General features: G+C 42.9%; 19 protein-coding genes and 2 pseudogenes. 20 read left to right on the top strand and 1 reads right to left on the bottom strand.

The features are described from left to right. Nucleotides 1-84: 84 nt before the first annotated feature. The 14 genes and pseudogenes from IGI82_RS13340 to cls all read left to right on the top strand — a co-directional run bounded on the left by IGI82_RS13340 (nucleotide 85) and on the right by cls (nucleotide 15,624). A complete protein-coding gene (locus tag IGI82_RS13340) occupies nucleotides 85-1,395 on the top strand; it encodes a DEAD/DEAH box helicase (protein ID WP_438842324.1) in 1,311 nt (436 codons plus the stop codon). 196 nt (nucleotides 1,396-1,591) lie between these two features. Then, complete coding sequence (locus IGI82_RS13335; protein ID WP_438842323.1) at nucleotides 1,592-2,068, top strand: ComF family protein; 477 nt, start codon at nucleotides 1,592-1,594, stop codon at nucleotides 2,066-2,068. 137 nt (nucleotides 2,069-2,205) lie between these two features. Beyond that, on the top strand, nucleotides 2,206-2,763 hold the full coding sequence (gene hpf / locus IGI82_RS13330; protein WP_438842322.1) for a ribosome hibernation-promoting factor, HPF/YfiA family: 558 nt from the start codon (nucleotides 2,206-2,208) through the stop codon (nucleotides 2,761-2,763). 184 nt (nucleotides 2,764-2,947) lie between these two features. After that, a complete protein-coding gene (locus IGI82_RS13325) occupies nucleotides 2,948-3,895 on the top strand; it encodes a LacI family DNA-binding transcriptional regulator (protein ID WP_005228774.1) in 948 nt (315 codons plus the stop codon). 156 nt (nucleotides 3,896-4,051) lie between these two features. Then, entirely contained in the window at nucleotides 4,052-5,317 is a 1,266-nt protein-coding gene (locus IGI82_RS13320) for an extracellular solute-binding protein (protein ID WP_015510171.1), read from the top strand. A 160-nt stretch (nucleotides 5,318-5,477) separates the two neighbouring features. Further along, nucleotides 5,478-6,767, top strand: a complete 1,290-nt coding sequence (locus tag IGI82_RS13315; RefSeq protein WP_010749778.1) for a carbohydrate ABC transporter permease — start codon at nucleotides 5,478-5,480, stop codon at nucleotides 6,765-6,767. A gap of 2 nt (nucleotides 6,768-6,769) precedes the next feature. Next, entirely contained in the window at nucleotides 6,770-7,603 is an 834-nt protein-coding gene (locus IGI82_RS13310) for a sugar ABC transporter permease (RefSeq protein ID WP_016608756.1), read from the top strand. Nucleotides 7,604-7,613: 10 nt separating this feature from the next. Next, entirely contained in the window at nucleotides 7,614-8,429 is an 816-nt protein-coding gene (locus tag IGI82_RS13305) for a DUF1189 family protein (protein ID WP_010749776.1), read from the top strand. A gap of 248 nt (nucleotides 8,430-8,677) precedes the next feature. Further along, a pseudogene (gene secA / locus IGI82_RS13300) lies at nucleotides 8,678-11,062 on the top strand (preprotein translocase subunit SecA); the annotation flags it as partial. A 45-nt stretch (nucleotides 11,063-11,107) separates the two neighbouring features. Then, nucleotides 11,108-11,182, top strand: a pseudogene (locus IGI82_RS13295) (SEC-C metal-binding domain-containing protein); the annotation flags it as partial. Nucleotides 11,183-11,270: 88 nt separating this feature from the next. Then, nucleotides 11,271-12,378 (top strand): peptide chain release factor 2 gene (prfB, locus tag IGI82_RS13290; protein WP_100214389.1). Its coding sequence is split into 2 segments (ribosomal slippage): nucleotides 11,271-11,342 and nucleotides 11,344-12,378, totalling 1,107 coding nucleotides; the frame shifts between segments, so codons are not numbered across the junction. A gap of 112 nt (nucleotides 12,379-12,490) precedes the next feature. Further along, nucleotides 12,491-13,177, top strand: coding sequence for a cell division ATP-binding protein FtsE (gene ftsE, locus IGI82_RS13285; RefSeq protein WP_005228783.1), 687 nt, complete (start codon nucleotides 12,491-12,493; stop codon nucleotides 13,175-13,177). Continuing rightward, nucleotides 13,170-14,054 (top strand): permease-like cell division protein FtsX, encoded by an 885-nt coding sequence (gene ftsX / locus IGI82_RS13280; protein ID WP_010749773.1) that lies wholly within the window; start codon nucleotides 13,170-13,172, stop codon nucleotides 14,052-14,054. Before ftsE ends, ftsX begins: the two co-directional genes overlap by 8 nt. Before the next feature lie 124 nt (nucleotides 14,055-14,178). After that, the gene (gene cls, locus IGI82_RS13275) at nucleotides 14,179-15,624 is read left to right on the top strand and encodes a cardiolipin synthase (protein ID WP_005228785.1); all 1,446 of its coding nucleotides are present in this window, start codon (nucleotides 14,179-14,181) and stop codon (nucleotides 15,622-15,624) included. 64 nt (nucleotides 15,625-15,688) lie between these two features. Here the strand turns inward: cls and IGI82_RS13270 are convergent, their stop codons facing one another. Continuing rightward, entirely contained in the window at nucleotides 15,689-15,808 is a 120-nt protein-coding gene (locus IGI82_RS13270) for a DUF4044 domain-containing protein (protein WP_005237290.1), read from the bottom strand. A 332-nt stretch (nucleotides 15,809-16,140) separates the two neighbouring features. On the opposite strand from IGI82_RS13270, the gene IGI82_RS13265 reads away from it, so the two are divergent. The 6 genes from IGI82_RS13265 (at nucleotide 16,141) to mraY (ending at nucleotide 21,727) form a co-directional block, all read left to right on the top strand. Next, nucleotides 16,141-16,509 carry a DUF3397 domain-containing protein gene (locus IGI82_RS13265; protein ID WP_005228786.1) on the top strand — a complete coding sequence of 123 codons (369 nt, stop codon included), beginning with the start codon at nucleotides 16,141-16,143 and terminating at the stop codon, nucleotides 16,507-16,509. A 198-nt stretch (nucleotides 16,510-16,707) separates the two neighbouring features. Continuing rightward, the gene (gene mraZ, locus IGI82_RS13260) at nucleotides 16,708-17,139 is read left to right on the top strand and encodes a division/cell wall cluster transcriptional repressor MraZ (RefSeq protein ID WP_438842611.1); all 432 of its coding nucleotides are present in this window, start codon (nucleotides 16,708-16,710) and stop codon (nucleotides 17,137-17,139) included. 25 nt (nucleotides 17,140-17,164) lie between these two features. Beyond that, entirely contained in the window at nucleotides 17,165-18,124 is a 960-nt protein-coding gene (gene rsmH / locus IGI82_RS13255) for a 16S rRNA (cytosine(1402)-N(4))-methyltransferase RsmH (protein WP_142973508.1), read from the top strand. Nucleotides 18,125-18,129: 5 nt separating this feature from the next. Further along, nucleotides 18,130-18,549 carry a cell division protein FtsL gene (gene ftsL, locus IGI82_RS13250; protein WP_005228796.1) on the top strand — a complete coding sequence of 140 codons (420 nt, stop codon included), beginning with the start codon at nucleotides 18,130-18,132 and terminating at the stop codon, nucleotides 18,547-18,549. Beyond that, a complete protein-coding gene (locus tag IGI82_RS13245; RefSeq protein ID WP_087627818.1) occupies nucleotides 18,550-20,745 on the top strand; it encodes a penicillin-binding transpeptidase domain-containing protein in 2,196 nt (731 codons plus the stop codon). Nucleotides 20,746-20,764: 19 nt separating this feature from the next. Further along, on the top strand, nucleotides 20,765-21,727 hold the full coding sequence (mraY, locus tag IGI82_RS13240) for a phospho-N-acetylmuramoyl-pentapeptide-transferase (protein ID WP_010749769.1): 963 nt from the start codon (nucleotides 20,765-20,767) through the stop codon (nucleotides 21,725-21,727). The last annotated feature ends 7 nt before the right edge of the window (nucleotides 21,728-21,734 follow it).

Here is a 21,734-nt window from a genome sequence, read left to right as displayed (position 1 = left end):
ACAAGAAACCTGTAATCGGTTCAAGTACTTTTCAAAAAGTAGTTGAACCGATTTTTTTGCGTACTTAAAACTGAGGTGTATGTTATGACCAATCAAAAAGGAAGACAATTTTTTGTTTTAGATGAAACAATGAATGTAGGAAAACCCTTTGATTCTCGACCGGCAATGCTCGAGCAGGGGCAGAGAATCGTTTGTCAGCGATGCGGTTCTTCCCACCGCAAGCCGTCGGTGCAATTACCGATAGGCAGCTATTACTGTCCAACCTGTATTCGCTATGGTCGGATCACATCAAATGGGCGACTGGTGATTCAACCTACGGATAGTCCAGCCATTGATCACCACATCGTCTGGCCAGGAGCATTGACGCAGTTTCAGCAAAAAATTTCCCAGCAATTGGTGTCTAATTGTCGACAAAAGCGATCCTCGCTTGTTTGGTCGGTCACGGGTTCAGGGAAGACCGAAATGATCTTTGAAACGATCCGCTACGTTCGGCAAGAAGGTGGTCGAGTGGCGATCGTCTCACCTCGGATCGATGTTTGTCTTGAATTGTTTCCGCGGATTCAGCAAGCATTTCCACAAGAGGAAAGCTTGCTCCTTTATGGAAAATCAGAAGAGCCTTATCGCTACACAAACATCCTTATTGCCACCACCCATCAGCTACTGCATTTTTATCGGAGCTTTCAACTGATCGTGGTGGATGAGGTAGATGCATTTCCCTACGAGGGCGATGCGCAGCTGCGTTACGGATTATACAATGCCTTAGCCAAAAACGGGTGTCTGATCTATTTAAGTGCGACGCCTTCAGAACGACTGCTGCAAGAAATTCGTGGAAAATTCGCTGTCTTGAGAATGCCGCTGCGGTTTCATCAGCGTCCATTGATCGTTCCAAAACCTGTTCATTATAGTCACTGGGCGCAGGCTTATCGCAGAAAACGTTGGCTGCGACCATTGCTGCAGCAGTTGCAGCGGCTGCTTCAAAAAAACTTTGTCTTGGTGTTTTGTCCAAGCATTGCGCTGATGAAGGAAGTAGAAGCGGCTGTCCGCCGACAAGGCACGTCATGGTCTTTGACTAGCGTTTCGTCGCAAGATCAAAAACGGAGCGAAAAAGTAGCGTCTGCTCGTCGACAGATTTACAAGGTGTTGTTTACAACGATGATTTTAGAGCGTGGGGTGACGTTTGAAAACGTCTCAGTCATCGTATTGGGTGCTAATCATCCAGTCTTTACAAAATCGGCGCTCGTGCAAATTGCTGGTCGTGTCGATCGTAAAGGGGCCTATACGGAAGGGGAGGTCATTTTTTTCTACGACCAAATGACGGAAGCGATCCGAAAAGCACTCAACGAAATCAAGGAAATGAACCAATTGGCAAAAAGCTGGCTGACCGATGGTGTGTAGTTGGTGTAAAAGGACTTTTCCTAGAGAACGAACGATCATTGAGGTGTTGGCTCCTTGGCGTATCCCAGAAAATGAATTGTGCCCGCAATGTGCCCAACAGTTTTCAGTGATCGATTGGCGAACCTGCTGCCCTTCGTGTGGAAAAAAAGAAACTGAGTTTTGCAGCGATTGTCTCTATTGGGAAGAAACGTGTCCCATGATACAATTGCAGCACCGAGCGCTATTTGCTTACGATCAAGGAATGAAGGATTGGCTTCACGAATACAAACTGATGGGAAACTATCAGTTGCGGGGGACGTTTGCGCCTGTGATCAAACAGAAACTCAACAGGTTTGACTATGAGTGTTTGATTCCCATCCCACTATCGGCAGAGCGTTACCAACAGCGAGGGTTTAATCAAGTCACCGCTGTGCTGGAAGCCGCCGGAGTCAGATTTCAAGAGTTACTGGAGAAAGTTGTTGATACCGCACCACAGGCACAACGTTCTCGCAGGCAACGATTAGTAGAGGCGCAACCCTTTGCAGTGAAGCCAAATGTAGCGTGTGAAATCAAAGGGAAAAAATTACTGTTGATCGATGATGTGTATACTACCGGTAGAACGTTATATCATGCAGCTGAAGCACTGCAGTCCTTTGGCCCCCAGTCGATTCGTTCTTTTTCTATTGCTCGTTGAAACGTTATTTTGAAAACGCTTAAAGAAAATTGTTCGATTTACTAGGCAAATGACCAAGAGTTCGATATAATAGAGTTAAGAAGAAGAAAAGAGTGGTCCTTTTCCTTCTTTACTGGTAGACGAAAGGGGTAATTTTTATGTTTAGATATAATGTGCGTGGCGAAAATATCGAGGTAACAGAAGCGATCCGTGATTACGTCGAGAAAAAAGTAGGTAAATTAGAACGTTATTTTAATGATGTGCCAGAAGCAACAGCACACGTTAATTTGAAAGTTTATACAGAAAAAACTGCAAAAGTAGAAGTAACGATTCCTTTACCATTCCTAGTTCTACGTGCGGAAGAAACTTCACCTGATCTATATGCTAGTATCGATTTGGTTGTTGACAAATTGGAACGCCAAATCCGCAAATTCAAAACAAAAATCAATCGCAAATCTCGTGAGACAGCGTTGGTTCCGCCAACAGATGGTGATTTGTTCTCAACTGAAGCAAACGATGAAGAAACCAATGGTTCTGATTTAGACATCGTACGTACAAAACGTTTGTCTTTAAAACCAATGGATAGTGAAGAAGCTGTTTTACAAATGAACATGCTTGGACACAACTTCTTTATCTTTGAAGATGCGGAAACGAATGGAACGAGCATTGTGTATCGTCGGAAAGATGGTAAATACGGGTTGATCGAAACGGATTAACACGTGTGGGATCCTTTTGGCGACACCCCAAAAAAAGTCTTTTTTGACAGAGTAGCTGAGAAGCTGCTCTGTTTTTTTATCTTTTGGAATGAAGCAAGAAATCTTTCTATATAAAAGTTGGCTTTGTTTCTCTTTTGTTTTATTGTGTTATACTATAGATGAAATAATACAGGGAGAGTGAATCATGACTACGTTAGCAGATGTCGCCAAAAAAGCAAATGTTTCCGCAATGACCGTTTCTCGAGTGATCAACCATCCAGATAAAGTGACCGAAGAGCTAAAGCAGCTCGTTCATCAAGCAATGCTAGAACTGGATTATCAACCGAATATTGCTGCCAAATCATTAGTTTCCAAGCGTTCCCATATCATCAAAGTGTATATCTTAGAGGAGATGGACACGACGGAGCCATACTATATGAATTTATTAGTGGGGATCGCTCGTTCCATCGGCAAAGCGCATTATTCGTTGCAGCTGGTTACGACGGATGGGGTGGATCGTGGCCCAGCAGATGGTTGTATCATTACGGGATTTCGCCAAAAGGATATGGACTGGATAAAAAATTTAAAGAAACCCGTCGTTCTATTTGGTGAAAATGAAGCTGGATTCAGCTTTGTTGATAGTGACAACTACCAAGGGATCGTTTCTGCTTGTAAACACGCCCTCGATACTGGCTATCAACACTTGGTCTATATTGGTTTAGAGTTGGAAGAAGCATTTACGAAAAGCCGAGAAAAAGGGTACATAGATACAGTCACAAAAACAGGACAAGCACCAAAAATCCATCGTTTTGAGAACCGTTCTTCCGCAGCCCGCACCTTTATCACAGCACAGAAGGAGCAATTTGCGGAAAATACTTGTTTTATTTGTGCGACGGATCGTTTGGCACTAGGCATCAATCAAGGCTTGCAGTCGATTGGCGCGCAGATACCAAAGGATTTTGGGATTGTCGGCTACGATGGGGTATTCTTGGATCAGGTCAGCTCACCCAAGTTGACGACTATGAAGCAAGCCATCGTTGAGATGGGCGAAGCTTGTGGTGAATTACTGATTCAAAAAATTGAACAGAACGATACGAGCCTGCGACAACAGCGCTTTTTACCGCAACTCGTGGTTCGTGAATCCACAAGGTGAAAAATTAAGCAAATGGTTGCGCAATTTCTTTTCAATTCATCGACAACTTAATTTAAAGGCTTTTTCAATTTTTGTTATCGCTAACATTTAGAAAATGTTTGCCATTTTAAGAAACCGGTTGCATAATAGAGTTACAAATTGCAGGAGGTAAACAGGATGAAAGTGAATTGGAAAAAGGCAGCTCTAGGATTAGTTTCAGGAAGTGCGTTGTTAGCGCTTGCAGCATGTGGCGGCAACGGCGGTAGTACCGATGGTAGTAATGCAGATGCAGGTTCAGGTAGCGATGAAAAAACGATCACGGTCTCTGTAGGCGCAGACTATATTGATTATATCAATGAAGTGAAATCTGACTTTGAATCTGAAAATGATGTCACCATCAACGTTGTGGAAATGGACATGTTCGATCAAATGGATGCGCTTCAACTAGACGGTCCTGCTGGGAAAGGCCCAGATGTTACGATGTCTCCTTATGACCGTGTGGGTCAAGTAGGCTCCCAAGGGCATTTGGCAGAAATGACTTTGCCAGATGATGGACGGTACAGCGATACAGACAAGCAACAAGTGACCATCGATGATAAGATCTATGGCGCACCAGCAATGATCGAAGCGGTTGTCATGTTCTACAACAAAGACTTGATCGATGAAGCACCAGCAACTTTTTCTGATTTAGAAGAACTAGCAAAAGATGATCGTTTTGCAGAAGGCGATGACAATGTTGGTTTCTTAGCTCGTTGGACGGACTTTTATTATACGTATGGTCTATTAGCGGGGCATGGCGGGTATGTCTTTGGTGATGAAGGAACAGATCCATCTGATCTAGGGCTGAACAATGAAGGTTCTGTTGAAGCAATCACGTATGCAACTGATTGGTTCCAAAATGTCTGGCCGCAAGGAATGCTTGATGTATCAGCCAACGAAAACTTGATGTTGGATTACTTCAATCAAGGCAAAACAGCAGCTATCATTTATGGACCATGGGGCGTGAACGGCTTTGAAGAAGCAGGCATCAACTATGGAGTAGCGAAAATCCCAACGCTAAACAACGGCAACGACTATGAAACATTTGGCGGCGGAAAAGCGTGGGTGGTATCTAACTACTCACAAAACAAAGACGTTTCGCAACAATTTGTCGAGTATTTGACCAACGAAGCCAATCAAGAGAAATTGTATGACATGCGTCATGATATTCCAGCGAACATTATGGCTCAAGAAACAGTCGCTGCTTCTGATGATCCAGTAGCAAAAGCAGTGATTGAGCAATACAGTGTTTCACAACCAATGCCAAATATCCCTGAAATGTCTGAGGTTTGGGTAGGGGCTGAAAACATGCTGTTTGATGCAGGTTCAGGCAATATGACTCCTCAAGAAGCAGCGGATAATGCTGCCAAAACAATCGAAGAAGCGATTGAGCAGAAATACTAATAATTAGCCGATTACGGTCTGTCATTCATGTCGACGATTCTATAGAGGATGTTTGTCAAAAGGATTCCTTGCAACGTAGCACGCAAGAAATTGCTTGACGAGATTGTTTTCTATCGAACGTCGGCCGCTTGGCAGACTTTCGATTTTAAGGAGGATACATATGAGGACGAATTCACAAGCCATGCAGACAGCGCTTCTTTCAATCATCCCTGGTGGGGGACAATTCAAAAATGGTCAGAAATTCAAAGCGGGTCTCTTTTTTGCAGCCTTTCTGATTTTTCTGGTCGAAATGCTTTTGTTTGGTGGACAAGCACTTTATAACTTTGTCACACTCGGATCAGTACCGATGGAAGACAACTCTTTGTTCTTGTTGATTGAAGGAACACTGCAGGTCATCGTTACCGTTATTTTCATTATCTTTTGGGTTTTAAATATCAAAGATGCTTATCAGGTTCGGCAAAGCATTGAAAAAGGCTTCCCGGTAGCTGTTACGAGAAAAGAATTTTTCAAAAAATTATACGAAGATGGGTTCGCGTACTTACTGACGATCCCTGCCTACTTGGTAATGATCGTAGCAATTATTTTTCCAGTAATGGTGACGCTCTTTATGGCATTTACCAACTATGATTTTCGACACATTCCGCCAGCAAACTTAATCGACTGGATCGGTTTTTCGAATTTCACGAATATCTTCACCTTAAGTTCTTACCGCGACACCTTTGTAAAAGTATTCAGTTGGACGGTGATTTGGACCGTTTTAGCAACCACCTTGCAAATTACACTCGGCATACTGACAGCAGTTGTTGCCAACCAAAAATTTGTGAAGTTTCGTCGCGTCTTTGGGGTGATTTTCTTGCTTCCTTGGGCGGTGCCAGCGTTTATCACAATCATGAGTTTTTCAAATATGTTTAATGATACCGCAGGAGCGATCAATACGCAGGTGATCCCGCTATTGAACAATCTGCCTTTTGTGGATATTGGGAACATTGCTTGGAAGACCGATCCGTTTTGGACGAAAACGGCGATTATTTTGATTCAGGGTTGGTTAGGGTTCCCCTACATCTATGTAATGGTTTCGGGGATTTTACAATCCATTTCCGAAGATTTGTATGAAGCAGCAAAAATGGATGGAGCCAATGCGTTGCAGCGTTTTCGGAACATTACGCTGCCGGCAATCTTTTTGGTAGCAGCCCCAACCTTCGTTACGCAATATACAGGGAACTTTAATAACTTCTCGATGATCTATCTATTTAACGAAGGTGGACCAGGAAGTTTAGGCGGAAATGCTGGATCGACAGATATTTTGATTTCATGGATCTACAAACTGACGACCGGCGGCTCACCACAATATTCGATTGCTTCTGCATTGACCTTGATCATTTCCTTTGTGGTGATCTCCATTTCATTACTGGTGTTTAAAAAGACGAATGCATTTAATATGGAGGATTGAGGATGAAAAAGAAGAAGTTTTCTTTCAGCAAATTATTTACCTACTTGTTTATGATCGCGTTATCGATCATTATCATCTATCCCTTATTGATTACCGCAACCTCAGCCTTCAAGGCAGGGAACATGATCGCTTTTCGCTTAGATTTTGATGCGGATTGGACATTGAACAACTTTCGACGTTTATTCAATGAAACCCCGTATTTGACATGGTATAAAAACACCTTGATCGTGGCCGTTTCGACGATGATCATTCAAGTAATGATCGTAACGTTAGCTGGGTATACTTACAGTCGTTACCGTTTTGCTGGTCGTAAAAGTAGTCTGATGGTGTTCTTGATCGTTCAAATGGTACCGACAATGTCGGCGTTGACCGCTTTTTATGTCATGGGCTTATTAGCAAACGGTCTAGATAGCTTCTGGTTCTTGACACTGATTTATATCGGTGGTGGGATTCCGATGAATACTTGGCTGATGAAGGGGTACTTTGATACGGTACCCATCGACTTGGATGAATCAGCAAAACTTGATGGTGCAGGGCATTTTCGTATCTTTTGGCAAATCGTTTTGCCCCTCGTAAAACCAATGGTTGCCGTCCAAGCATTGTGGGCCTTTATGGGACCATTCGGCGAATTCTTGCTGGCGCGATTCTTGCTTCGCTCACAAGAGCGTTTGACCGTCGCAGTCGGGCTGCAAACCTTTATCAATGATGCCCGTAACCAACGGGTCGCACTCTTTGCGGCAGGGGCGATTTTGATCGCCGTACCGATCGCTGCACTGTTTTTCTTCTTACAAAAATACTTTGTTTCAGGTTTGACCTCTGGCGGAACAAAAGGATAGGAATGATAGGATGTCTGAACAACGATTTCCCTTAACGTACTTTGGGGCCATTTTTTCTCCAACAAAAGTCTATGCATGGCGTAAAAAATTAAATCGCTGGCAGCAAGTGTTCGTCTATGTTTTCTTGATGTCCTTGCTGATGATCCCGTTGACCTTAATGATCAGCAAGCAAACGGATCAAGCCTTTGCAGCATTTTTTCCCCATGCAAAAACACTCGTGACGGCAGAAACGGCAGCAAAATACAATGAGTTGCAGCTGGAAGATGGCAAACTTTTAGCGGATGAGTCACAAGTCTTTTCCCAAACAGAAGCGGGGATCATAGGCGTTGCGCTTTCAGAAGCGGCTCTTGAAAAAGCAAAATACGCCATCAATTTTCGGGAAACAGACTGGACCATCAAAGAAGAAATCGATGGACAAACTTATCACTATGAAATGCGTTACACGGCGGAAATGGCACCTGATCAAGTAGATGATGCGGCTTCGTTTCAAAAAGCAATCGAAGACGGCTTCTATCGCAACAACGAGACAGCGATTTTCTTCAGTCAGACGATCACAGTGGCATTTTTATTGGTGGCAATGAATAGTATTCTAGTCATAGGCGCAGCGTTTTTCCTCTGGTTGACGAAAAAATCACGACTATCGACAATCGGCAGCTTCAAAGAAAGTACGAACGTGATTTTAAATGCACTGGGGGCAGGCTCTCTCGTTGCGATGTTGGCAGGATTTATTGGCGCTGATATCGTCTTGATGATCGGGATTCAGTCTTTAGGCATGCTACTGATGCTCTTCTTAGCTTTCTTAAAAACCCGTTTTAAAACGGCATAATTTGCAAACCTTCGCAACAAGACGTTTGGGCGTGTGCTGGACTTTCAGCGCCGATCAATGGCTTGTTGCGTGTTTTTTTTCCCGCGTTTCTTTAAAATCTGTGAAAAAAGGTTAAGAATCCGTTTATCACGCAAGATTGATGCGATAGTTCTATCGAAAAATATTTCATTTATGGTGAACTAGTGCTAAAATAGTTAGGAGAGTTTCCAGCTAGGATAATGCAGAAGTAAAAGGAGAATTATTAAGGTATGGCCAATTTTTTTAGAAAATTAATCGAAAACGACAAAAAAGAATTAAAACGTCTTGACCATATTGCGAATCAAGTTGAATCACATGCGGATGAAATGGCCGCTTTATCTGATGAACAATTACGCGGGAAAACCGATGAATTTCGTCGTCGTTTCCAAGAGGGAGAGACTTTGGATAAATTATTACCTGAAGCCTTTGCAGTAGTACGTGAAGCTGCAAAACGCGTTTTGGGCCTTTATCCTTACCACGTCCAATTAATGGGTGGGATCGTCTTGCATGATGGGAATATCCCAGAGATGCGTACGGGTGAAGGGAAAACCTTGACGGCGACATTACCTGTTTATTTGAATGCTTTGAGCGGTCAAGGTGTCCACGTCGTAACTGTCAATGAATACTTGGCAACTCGTGACTCGACTGAGATGGGGGAGCTGTACAACTTTTTAGGGTTGACGGTCGGCTTGAACATTAACTCAAAATCAGCAGAAGAAAAACGTGCGGCATATGCTTGTGACATCACTTATAGTACAAACAATGAATTAGGGTTTGACTATTTGCGGGACAACATGGTGGTTTACCGTCATCAAATGGTACAGCGTCCATTAAACTATGCCATCGTCGATGAGGTCGATTCGATCTTGATCGATGAAGCGAGAACACCGTTGATCATTTCAGGACAAGCAGAAAAATCAACTGCGCTATACAATCGGGTCGACAATTTTGTCAAACGCTTGACGGAAGAAGAAGACTACAAAATCGATATCCAATCAAAAACGATCGGTTTGACAGAACGTGGGATCGAAAAAGCGGAAGAGACCTTCGGCTTAGAAAACTTGTATGATATTGAAAACACGGCATTGACCCATCACTTGGATCAAGCACTACGAGCGAATTACATTATGATTCGCGATATCGATTATGTCGTGCAAGATGGGAAAGTAATGATCGTTGACCAATTTACAGGTCGGATCATGGATGGTCGCCGATATTCTGATGGGCTCCATCAAGCGATCGAAGCGAAAGAAAGTGTCGAAATCGAAGATGAAACCAAAACGATGGCGACGATCACATTCCAGAACTACTTCCGGATGTACAAAAAACTGTCTGGGATGACCGGTACAGCAAAAACGGAAGAAGAAGAGTTTCGAGAAATCTATAACATGCAAGTCATTCAGATTCCTACAAACAAACCAATCTTACGGGATGATCGTGCGGACTTGCTTTATCCAACGCTTACGAGCAAATTCCAAGCAGTCGTTCAAGACATCAAAGAGCGTCACCGCAAAGGACAACCCGTGCTTGTAGGGACGGTCGCTGTTGAGACTTCTGAATTACTGTCATCGATGCTTGATCGTGAGAAAGTTCCTCATGAAGTATTGAATGCCAAGAATCACTTTAAAGAAGCAGAAATCATTTTGAATGCGGGACAAAAAGGTGCTGTAACGATCGCGACCAATATGGCTGGTCGGGGAACGGATATCAAGTTAGGTCTTGGTGTTGCAGAACTAGGCGGCTTGGCAGTTATCGGTACTGAGCGTCATGAATCCCGACGGATCGATAATCAGTTGCGGGGACGTGCGGGACGTCAAGGAGATCCAGGGATGTCGCAATTTTACTTGTCGTTAGAAGATGATTTAATGAAGCGTTTTGGTTCTGAACGAATCAAAGTGTTCTTGGATCGGATGAAGATCGATGAAGGCGACGCCGTGATCCAAAGCAAGATGCTTTCAAAACAAGTAGAATCTGCCCAACGACGAGTGGAAGGCAATAACTACGATACTCGGAAAAACGTCTTGCAATACGATGACGTGATGCGAGAACAGCGGGAAGTTATTTACGGACAACGTCAAGAAGTGATCATGGAAGAAACGGATCTTTCACCACAATTAATGAATATGGTGAAACGTTCCATCAGCCGAGTCGTCGACAGTCATACGCAATTAGAAGAAAGCAATTGGAACTACGAAGGAATCGTTGATTTTGCGGCGAATGCACTTGTTCATGAAGATACTATCAGTATCGAGGACATCAAGGGCAAATCAGCTCAAGAGATCAAAGACTACCTAAACCAACGGGCAGAAGAAGTCTTTGAACAAAAGAAAGCACAACTTAATAGTCCAGAACAATTACTGGAATTTGAAAAAGTCGTCATCCTACGAGTTGTCGATACGAAGTGGACCGACCACATCGATGCTATGGATCAGCTGCGTCAATCGGTCGGGTTACGGGCTTATGGACAAAACAATCCATTAGTTGAGTACCAAACAGAAGGATTCAATATGTTTGAGAACATGGTTGGAGCGATCGAATATGAAGTAACTCGTCTCTTTATGAAGGCAGAGATTCGTCAAAACGTTCAACGGGAACAAGTTGCTCAAGGGGAAGCACAAGGGGTAGAAGAAGCACCTGCTGCCCAAGCACCAAGTTTCAAAAACGTTGGTCGTAACGATCCTTGTCCATGCGGCAGCGGGAAAAAATTCAAGAATTGCCACGGGAAAAATATGTAACACGTTTTGAAAAAGTTGAGAGTAGGCTGGCAGACGTTTTTGTCCAGTCTACTTTCGTTTGTAAGAAAAAAAGAAAGAAGGAATTTTAATGGAAATCGCAGATATTCGGAATCAATTGACCCAGATGAATGAAAAAATAATCAGTTTTAGGGGGTCTCTTTGACTTAGATCAGTTAGAAGAGGACATTGCGGAAGCGGAACACCAAATGGCAGATCCCACCTTTTGGGATGACTCAGAAAAAGCTCAACAAGTCATTAACGCAAACAATGCCAACAAAGAGACCTACGATCAGTTCAATCAGTTAGCAGAAGAATTGGAAGAGCTGGAAGTGATGTTGGAAATGATTCAAGAAGAAGCAGACCCAGAAATGGAAGCAGAACTTGAAGCACGGATCACGAAGCTAAACGAGAAAATGGCGTCTTATGAATTGTCGATGCTGTTAGATGAACCCTATGATCGAAATAACGCCATCATCGAGCTTCATCCTGGTGCAGGCGGTACCGAATCACAAGACTGGGGCAGCATGCTGTTACGGATGTATACTCGTTTTTGCGAACAACACGGGTATCAAGTAGAGACCCTCGACTATCAAGCTGGTGATGAAGCGGGGATCAAAAGTGTCACTTTACTTGTAAAAGGCCACAACGCCTATGGGTATTTGAAATCGGAAAAAGGCGTTCATCGTTTAGTTCGGATCTCACCTTTTGATTCAGCCAAGAGACGGCACACGTCATTTTGCTCGGTGGATGTGATGCCAGAATTAGATGGGGCGATCGATGTGGAAATCAACTCAGATGATTTGAAAATCGATACGTACCGCGCAAGTGGTGCGGGTGGACAGCACATCAACAAAACCGAATCTGCTGTGCGGATCACCCATATTCCGACAGGAACGGTCGTTGCTAGCCAAGCCCAGCGCTCACAATTGAAAAACCGTGAGCAAGCGATGGGGATGTTGAAAGCCAAGCTGTATCAATTAGAAGTGGAAAAGAAAGAGCAAGAGGCAGCAGCTTTGCGAGGCGAGCAGTTAGAAATTGGTTGGGGCTCGCAAATCCGTTCTTATGTCTTCCATCCCTATTCGATGGTCAAAGATCACCGAACGAATTTCGAAACTGGGAATGTACAGGCAGTCATGGATGGCGATTTGGATGGCTTTATCGACGCGTATTTGAAGCTGAAACTGAATCAAAAATAACCTTGTGTGACTTAAACAGATTGAAACATAATTGTAATCTGTTGCAAGCAAGGTGAAATATATTCATGCTATAATAAGCCAGAATGAAAATTTGAGATGGAGAGATAGCTGTATGATAGAAATGAAAGATATAATGAAAAAGTACTCTAATGGTACGACTGCTATCCGTAACCTTTCGATTTCAATTGATCAAGGAGAGTTTGTTTATGTCGTGGGCCCATCGGGTGCCGGTAAATCAACCTTTATCAAATTGATGTATCGGGAAGAAAAAGCAACTAAAGGCGTTTTGAATGTCGCAGGATATGATTTGGTCGGCATGAAAAACCGCGAGATCCCATTGATGCGTCGGGAAATCGGCGTGGTCTTTCAGGATTATAAACTTTTACCACGGAAAACGGTCTTTGAAAATGTTGCTTATGCAATGCAAGTTATCGGCCGCAAACCTCGTGATATCAAAAAACGGGTGATGGAAGTGTTAGACTTGGTCGGCCTGAAACATAAGGTGCGGGTATTTCCAAGTGAGCTTTCCGGTGGGGAACAACAGCGGGTGTCGATCGCTCGTGCCATCGTAAATACGCCGAAAGTATTGATTGCGGATGAACCAACGGGGAATCTAGATCCTGAAAACTCATGGGAAATCATGAAGCTGCTTGATCGGATCAATGCCCAAGGAACAACGGTCGTTATGGCGACCCATAATAGTACGATCGTAAATACGATTCGTCATCGCGTGATCGCGATTGAAAATGGCCGCATTATTCGCGACCAAGCGGAAGGAGAATATGGTTACGATGATTAGAACATTTTTCCGTCATCTCCTGGAGAGTATCAAAAGTTTAAAGCGTAACGGCTGGATGACTATTGCGTCATTGAGTGCGGTAACGATCACACTGACATTAGTCGGTATTTTTCTAGGTGTAATCTTAAATGCAACAAAACTAGCCGAAGACATTCGCGAGAATGTGGACGTTTCGGTTTTCGTTGATATTGGTACGGAACAAGAAGACATGGATGCTTTGGAACAGTCCTTAAATGATCTGCCGAACGTTTCAGAAGTGAAATTTTCTAGCCGAGACGAAGAATTGCAGAAGATCCAAGATGCAATGGGGGATTCATGGAACTTGTTCGAAGGCGACAGCAATCCGCTGTATAACGTGTTTGTCGTCAGTGCAACAGATCCAGAGTATACGACAGAGATCGCTGAGCAAGCTGGCGAATTGCCAAATGTTTTCAAAGCCGATTACGGCGGAGATTCTTCTGACCGAATCTTTGAATTGTCTGCTGCTGTGCGGACTTGGGGCTTAGCTGCTGCTGTCTTATTGATTTTTGTGGCAATGTTCCTGATCTCTAATACGATTCGGATCACGATTTTGTCTCGTCAAAGAGAAATTCAGATCATGCGTCTGGTGGGGGCGAAAAACGGCTACATTCGTTGGCCATTCTTCCTTGAAGGCGGCTGGATCGGACTCTTAGGTTCGATCGTTCCGATTGCATTAATGTACTTCGGCTACCACCAAGTTTATGCAATGGTCAATCCATCCTTACTGCGTTCAAATTACAGTTTAATTGCACCAAATATGTTTCTATTACAAGTTTGCGGTGTGATGGCACTGATTGGGATCGTGATCGGTTCACTTGGTTCTGTCTTATCAATGCGCCGTTTCTTAAAATTCTAAACCGATGTTTTCTTAAAGTCGATCGTCAAGATCGGCTTTTTTTGTTTCATCACAGTGTTTCTTTACTTTAGGTACTATTTTTTGATATGCTTTAGTAGCGGGAAATCGGGGAAGAGGTGGAGAAATGGTTGTAATGGATAATTTGGTAACCATTTTATTTATTGTCAATATTTTGTTATCAATCATTATCATTTTCAGAGAAAGGCGGCAGACTGCTCAAACGTGGGCCTGGCTTTTGGTCTTGATGTTCATTCCAATCGTTGGCTTTGTGCTTTACTTTTTCTTTGGTAGAGGGATCTCTAAGGAAAAGATCTTTGATATGCGCTCACAGGCAAAGGTGGGGCTGAATGTTGAATTAGAAGAACAAAAGCAAGCCCTCGCTCGTCAGCTGTTTCCGCATCCGCCGACCGCGCAGGTAGAAGTGCAGCAGCTGGTCTACCTGTTGACAGTCTTTGGGCAATCCCTGTATACGACAGCGAATAGTATGACGCTTTATACCGACGGACGGCAGAAATTTGATGCCTTGATCGCGGATATCGAACAGGCAAAAAATCACATTCATATGGAATATTACATTTATCGCAGTGATACATTGGGAAATGAAGTCAAAGAGGCACTGGTGCGCGCGGCGAAGCGGGGCGTAAAAGTAAGAGTCTTATTAGATGCTTGGGGCAGCACCCAAGTATCATTGAAGTTTTTTGATGAGTTGCGTCTACATGGCGGTCAAATTGCCTTCTTCTTTCCTTTATTCGTTCCTTATGTCAATCCGCGAATCAATTATCGAAATCATCGGAAAATCGTGGTGATCGATGGAGAAATTGGCTATACAGGCGGTTTTAATGTGGGAGATGAATATCTAGGGCAAGTGGAAAAATTCGGTTATTGGCGAGACAATCACTTGCGAATTGCCGGTTCAGCTGTCTATTCGCTGCAAAATCGGTTTTTGATGGATTGGAATTCACAACATGCGTTGGAGATCAAATATGATCCTTCCTTGTTTCCTGAAATTAAACAAGTCGGGACAGTTGCAGCCCAAGTCATCACGAGTGGTCCTGATACGGAACATGAAGAAATCAAAATGACCTATCTGAAAATGATCAACTTAGCCAAAAAGGAAATCTTGATCCAAACACCTTATTATATTCCGGATGAAGCCATTCACAATGCCTTGAAATTGGCACTGCTTTCTGGGGTGAAAGTTCATATACAAATCCCTAACAAACCGGATCATCCCTTGGTATATTGGGCGACCTATTCCTTTGCGGCTGAGCTACTGCATTTTGGGGCAGTCATCGAAACCTATGAGAAAGGGTTTATGCATGCAAAAACGATGATCATTGACAGTGGGCTCGTTTCGATTGGTTCAGCAAATATCGATGTCCGATCGTTTCGTTTAGACTTTGAGGTCAATACGATCATCTACGATGCACAACTCGCGACGCAAACGAAAGAAGCGTTTCTGGCGGATTCGATCGATTCTAAGCACTTAACGATCGAAGCGTATCAGCAAAGAAAGCTGACGATCAAAATCAAAGAAGGCTTGGCACGCCTTGTGTCACCCTTGCTGTAAAAAAAGTGCCCTTTTCCAAAAGATGGAAGCCATCATTTTGGAAAAGGGCACTTTTTTAATAGGATTAACCCATAATACTTGTGTATGCTGCTAAGAAAATCGAGCCAACAGTGAGAATAAGCATGGTCCAGATCACGACTTGCGTGATTTTTGCAAAGGTACTTTTTGGTTTTTTCTCGTTCATTCTAATCCACCTTTTAGAGTTATTCTAGTGACAGTTTACCCTCAAATACACAAGAACTCAAGTTGAACCAAGGAGAAATTAAGAAATTTTCAATTTCAGGACAAAAAAAATCATTAGAATGGCAAGATAGACTTGTTGAAGATACGCCCTTCTGTTTTAATAGGTAAAGAAATGCATTCTTCAAGACTTTCAAAAGTCAGCTGGTGAACAAAGAGGCTCCTTAAAAAATTTCATGACTGTCTTATTCCAGCTCAGATTTTTAAAAGAACTGAAACACGGATGTAAAGAAAATAAAGTATAGTGACACTAGTTGTTAGAAAGGATTTTGCTGTATGTCTGGATTTAATCCAATCGTTTTGTTTTGGTATATCTTCCCTGTGCTCGTCTATTTCGCCTGTCGGTTCATTGTTTCCGCGTTGTCCTTGAATGATCGTTACCATGTGAAGGCACCGGATTTAGCAGTACCGTTTTTGATGGTCGGGATTCATCAATTATCAAAGTATACTTTTGATCAAGCGATCACATTGTACTATTTGATCTCCATTTTTTTATTAGGGATTCTGCTGGCAGTTTTTCAGGCATATTACTATGAGGAGATCCAATATGGTCGCTATTTAAAGATGTATTGGCGTAGTATTTTTCTATTTACGATCATTTTTCATGTCGTTTTGATCATTCTAAATATTGTTAGTTACTTATAGTGTTTTGACTCTTGATAAACGCCCATTTTTTCACTTAAAGTTTTTTTAAAAACTTTAAGTAGTCGGTTTTCCTCTTTTTCCTCATTTGGTAAAGAAAAGTCAAACAACTTCCCTTTCAAATTTCATATAATTTGTGGTAGAAAGTGGGGGATTGTGGTAGACTGTGAATATCAGGTGGAGATCGGGGGTTATTTATCGATGTTTATGGGTGAATTTCAACATTCGATAGATGCAAAAGGCCGACTAATCGTCCCTTCAAAACTACGAGAAAAACTCGGAGAAAAATTTGTTGTGACACGTGGATTAGATGGCTGTTTATTTGGCTACCCCTTATCTGAATGGGAAAAACTTGAAGAAAAACTAAACGAAATGCCTTTAGCGAAAAAGGACGCTCGGACATTTGTCCGCTTCTTTTATTCTGCTGCAACAGAGTGCGAAATCGATAAACAAGGACGAATCAATATCCCTGTTACATTGAGAAATCATGCAGACCTTATCAAAAGCTGTGTGATCATCGGCGTTTCAAACCGAATCGAGATTTGGGATGAAACGCGTTGGCAAGCATTCTCTGAAGAAGCAGAAGAAAACTTTGATGAAATTGCTGAAACAATGATTGATTTTGGCTTATAGGCTTGATAGGAAGAGGAAAAAACACATGGCAGATTTTCAACACTACACCGTTATGCTACAGGAGACCGTTGATGGGTTAAAGATTCGTCCAGAAGGCGTCTATGTCGATTGTACATTAGGTGGAGCCGGTCATAGTGAATATTTATTGTCGCAACTGTCTGAAGAGGGACATCTCTTTGCTTTTGATCAAGACCAAACTGCTATCGATCATGCGAAAAAACGTTTAGCACCATATGTTGCTAAAGGAATGGTTACGTTCATTAAAAGTAATTTCCGCTATTTAAAGGAAGCATTGCATCAACACGGTGTGAGCCGAGTCGATGGGATTTTGTATGATTTAGGTGTTTCCTCACCCCAATTAGATGAAGCCGAACGCGGCTTTAGCTACCACCAAGATGCACCGCTGGATATGCGGATGGATCAAACTGCAACATTGACTGCCTATGAAGTAGTCAATCAATTCGACTACCACCAATTAGTCAAAATCTTCTTCCGTTATGGAGAAGAAAAATTCTCGAAACAAATCGCTCGTGAAATCGAGCGGGTGCGACAAGATCATCCAATCGAAACAACGGGTGAGTTGGTCGATATCATCAAAACAGCCATTCCGGCGCCAGCAAGAAGAAAAGGCGGACACCCTGCAAAACGGGTTTTCCAAGCCATTCGCATTGCAGTCAATGATGAGCTAGGTGTGATTGAAGAATCACTTGAACAAGCGATTCATCTTTTAGCAGTCAACGGACGTGTGAGTGTCATCACGTTTCACTCTTTAGAAGATCGCATCGTGAAATCGATGTTCAAGGAATACAGCACACCGAAGGATATGCCGCCAGGTTTGCCGATGATACCAGAAGAATTCCAACCAACACTTAAACTTATAACAAGAAAACCACTACTTCCAACTGAGGAAGAAGTAGCTGAAAATAATCGTTCTCGCAGTGCGAAACTGCGAATCGCGGAAAAAATCAAGGAAAGCGAAGGGTAACAACTATGGCAGAACTAAAAGTTCATGACTATGAATTCAGAGAACCACTTGAATCACAACCTATGGAACACTCTGAACCGACAACTGAAAAACTGCCTACTGATCCCCAGCGTCCTGAGGTCATCCGCGTACCAGCATCTCCGGCTCGTCGGTTAAAAAGCATTTCTACTCTGGAAAAACTGATCGCTGCCTTTGTGATCATCTCTGTATTGACGTTGGCGATCTTGACCATCAATATTCGAACCAATATCAGTCAAGTCGAACACGATATTTCTTTGATCCAATCGGATATCAATGAAAAAACAACACAAGCAGAACAGTTGGAACAAGAGAAAAATGAACTTTCTAAAACCGAGCGCATCCAAAAGATTGCTGAGGATAATGGATTGTCGATCGATGACGGCAATTTAAGGAAAGTGGACTAAATGAAGTTAACAGATAAATTCAAGCAATACTTAAAAAAGAACAATCAAACTACAACGAACAATCGCAAAAAAGTAGGTATTATTCTCTTTGCTACGAGTATTGGATTGTTCTTTTTGTTTGTCACGCGTTTGAGCTACATCGTCATTGTCGGAGATGTCGCTGGGACTTCCTTAGCTGAAAAAACGAAAAATCTTTATGAAGGCAGTGAAGTCATCAAAGCGAAACGTGGAACGATCTATGACCGCAATGGGATTCCAATTGCTGAAGATGTGACTTCCTATTCAATTTACGCTGTTTTGAACCAAAATTACAAAGATGGCAAAAAGAATCTTTTTGCAGAAAAAGCAAACTTCAATAAATTGGGCAAAATCTTGTCGGATGTATTGTCCATCGACCAAGAAACAGCAGTCAATACATTAGAAGAAGGGCTTGAGCAACAATTATGGCGTGTTTCTTTTGGAAGCAAAGGGAACAATATTACATTAGAACAAAAGAATGCGATTGAAGATGCAATGGAAAAAGAAGGGATTGCTGGCTTTCATTTTGACAGTCATCCAGCTCGTCTTTATCCGAATGGTGTCTTTTCTTCTCACTTTATCGGGTATGCTGTTGCCAATGATGACGATACTGGTCTAGTTGGGAAAACCGGGCTAGAAGCTGCGTACAATGACGTGCTTTCAGGGACCGATGGCGAGATCGTGTATCAAAAAGACAACAATCAAAATCCGTTGCCAGGAACCGTAGCCGAAACTGTTGCAGCGGTGGATGGGAAAGACGTCTATACGACCATCGATAGTCGGATCCAAAGCTACTTGGAAACGCTGATGGACAGTGTCTTTAAAGAAAACAAACCAGAAAACTTAACAGCGAACTTAATGGATGCAAAAACGGGTGAAATCGTGGCGATGGCGCAGCGGCCAACCTATAATCCAGAAAATTTGGATTCCATCAATGATTGGCAAAACCTATTAGTTGAGGACAACTACGAGCCAGGATCAACCATGAAGATCTTGACGACGGCAGCAGCGATCGATCAAGGGATCTTTAATGAAAACGAAACTTTTACCCCAAGCCCTGATGGAATGAAACTTTATGATGCAACCATCAACGACTGGGACTTCGGTCAAAAAGGAACACTGACGATGCGCCAAGCACTTTCATGGTCGAGTAATATTGGAATGGTGACCTTGGAACAGCGAATGGCAGATCGTTGGCAACAATACTTAAAAGAATTTGGTTTTGGTCGCAGTACCTATTCAGGATTGCCTAACGAAAATACTGGGATCACACCAGAGGATAACCCTGTCAGCCAAGCGATGACGTCATTTGGTCAAGCGATTGGTGTGACGAATTTCCAAATGATGCAGGCCTTTACGTCGGTGGCAAATAACGGAACGATGTTGAAACCACAGTTTATTAGTAAAATCGTTGATGGCAATACAGGAGAAGAAACGGTCACACAACCAGAAGAAGTTGGCCATCCCATCACAGCAGAAGCGGCAACAAAAGTACGGGAATATATGCGTGATGTTGTCGAAAGTGAAAATTACGGAAGTGCTTATGGTGTCTATGAACTACCGGGCTACAATATTTCCGCGAAAACGGGGACAGCCCAAGTAGCCGATCCAACGACCGGTAAGTATTTGTCTGGGGGTACCAATTATCTGTATTCTGTTGTTTTGATGTTTCCTTCAGAAGAACCTGAATATATTTTGTATTTGACGATCAAATTGCCAGAGAAGCACGAAAGCACCGTGTTGGGTGAAATTGCCAATCCATTGATGAAACGAGTCATGGATCTGAAAAATTCTGCATTAGAAGATAGTACAACCTCTGGTAGTGAAACGACTGTAGGGGATTATCGTAATCTTGATACAGAATCAGCGGCAACTGACGTTCAAAAAGCTGGGTTGACCCCTGTTGTCATCGGTGATGGCGAGAAGGTCATCGCACAGTCCGTTGACAGCGGCACTTCTATCATGCCTGGCGGACGGGTACTGCTGATTACGGATAGCGACAAGTATTACATGCCTGATACGACCTCCTGGTCCAAAGCAGATTTGATCAAATTTGGCAGTCTGTTGAATGTGGACGTCAGTTTTGAAGGGGACGGCTATTGTACCAAACAGAGCGTGGAGCCTTATACTGAGTTATCGGGACAATCGATCAAGTTTACACTAAGCGAAAACGAATAGAATAATAGGAGAGAACGATATGGAATGGACAGAGATGATATTACCTTTGGCAAGCGGCTTTGCGATCGTAACAGCCGCAATGCCTTTGTTTATCGGCTATTTTCAAATGAAGAAATACGGACAGGAAATACGTGGTGACGGCCCTAAATGGCATAACGTAAAGGCTGGTACACCAACGATGGGTGGGTTTGTATTTTTGATTTCTGCAATGATCACTGCAATTTGGGTAGGGGCATGGCAAAATCAACTGACTGCTTCATTGTTCATTCTTTTGTTCATTACCTTGGTTTATGGTGCATTAGGATTTCTTGACGATTTCATCAAGATTTTCCGCAAAAGAAATATGGGCTTAAACTCGCTGCAAAAATTGATTGGACAAATTTTAGGCGGACTCGTCTTTTACTTTGTTTTTCGAGCGGAAGGCAATGCAGACGTGTTAAATTTCTTTGGGATCGATGTGCCACTGTCGATCTTTTACGGAGTGTTCGTCATCTTTTGGCTGGTCGGTTTTTCAAATGCAGTCAACTTGACCGACGGTATCGATGGTCTGGTCGCAGGACTGGGCACGATTTCTTTTTCAACTTACGCACTGATTGCTTGGCGGCAAGATCAAATTGATGTATTGATCGTTTGTCTAGCAATCATTGGCGGATTGATCGGCTTCTTTCCGTACAATCGCAAACCGGCTAAAATTTTTATGGGGGATGTCGGCTCGCTGGCTTTAGGCGGTCTGCTGGCAGCAATTTCGATTCTTTTACACCAAGAATGGACCCTCTTGCTTGTCGGACTGGTCTATGTTTGTGAAACAGCAAGCGTGATGCTGCAAGTTGCCTCATTCAAATTAACGGGCAAACGAATCTTCAAGATGTCACCCATCCACCATCATTTTGAAATGAGCGGATGGTCTGAGTGGAAGATCGACACTGTTTTTTGGTGTATTGCGTTAGGTTGCTCGTTGCTCACAATAGCCCTTGTATGGTAGGAGATGA

The sequence above is a fragment of the Enterococcus sp. AZ067 genome, from assembly GCF_051715005.1.
In the GTDB taxonomy this organism is placed as follows: Bacteria; Bacillota; Bacilli; order Lactobacillales; family Enterococcaceae; genus Enterococcus_D; species Enterococcus_D casseliflavus.
Note: the sequence above shows the minus strand (reverse complement) of the source record. Positions and strands in the feature narration are given on the sequence as shown.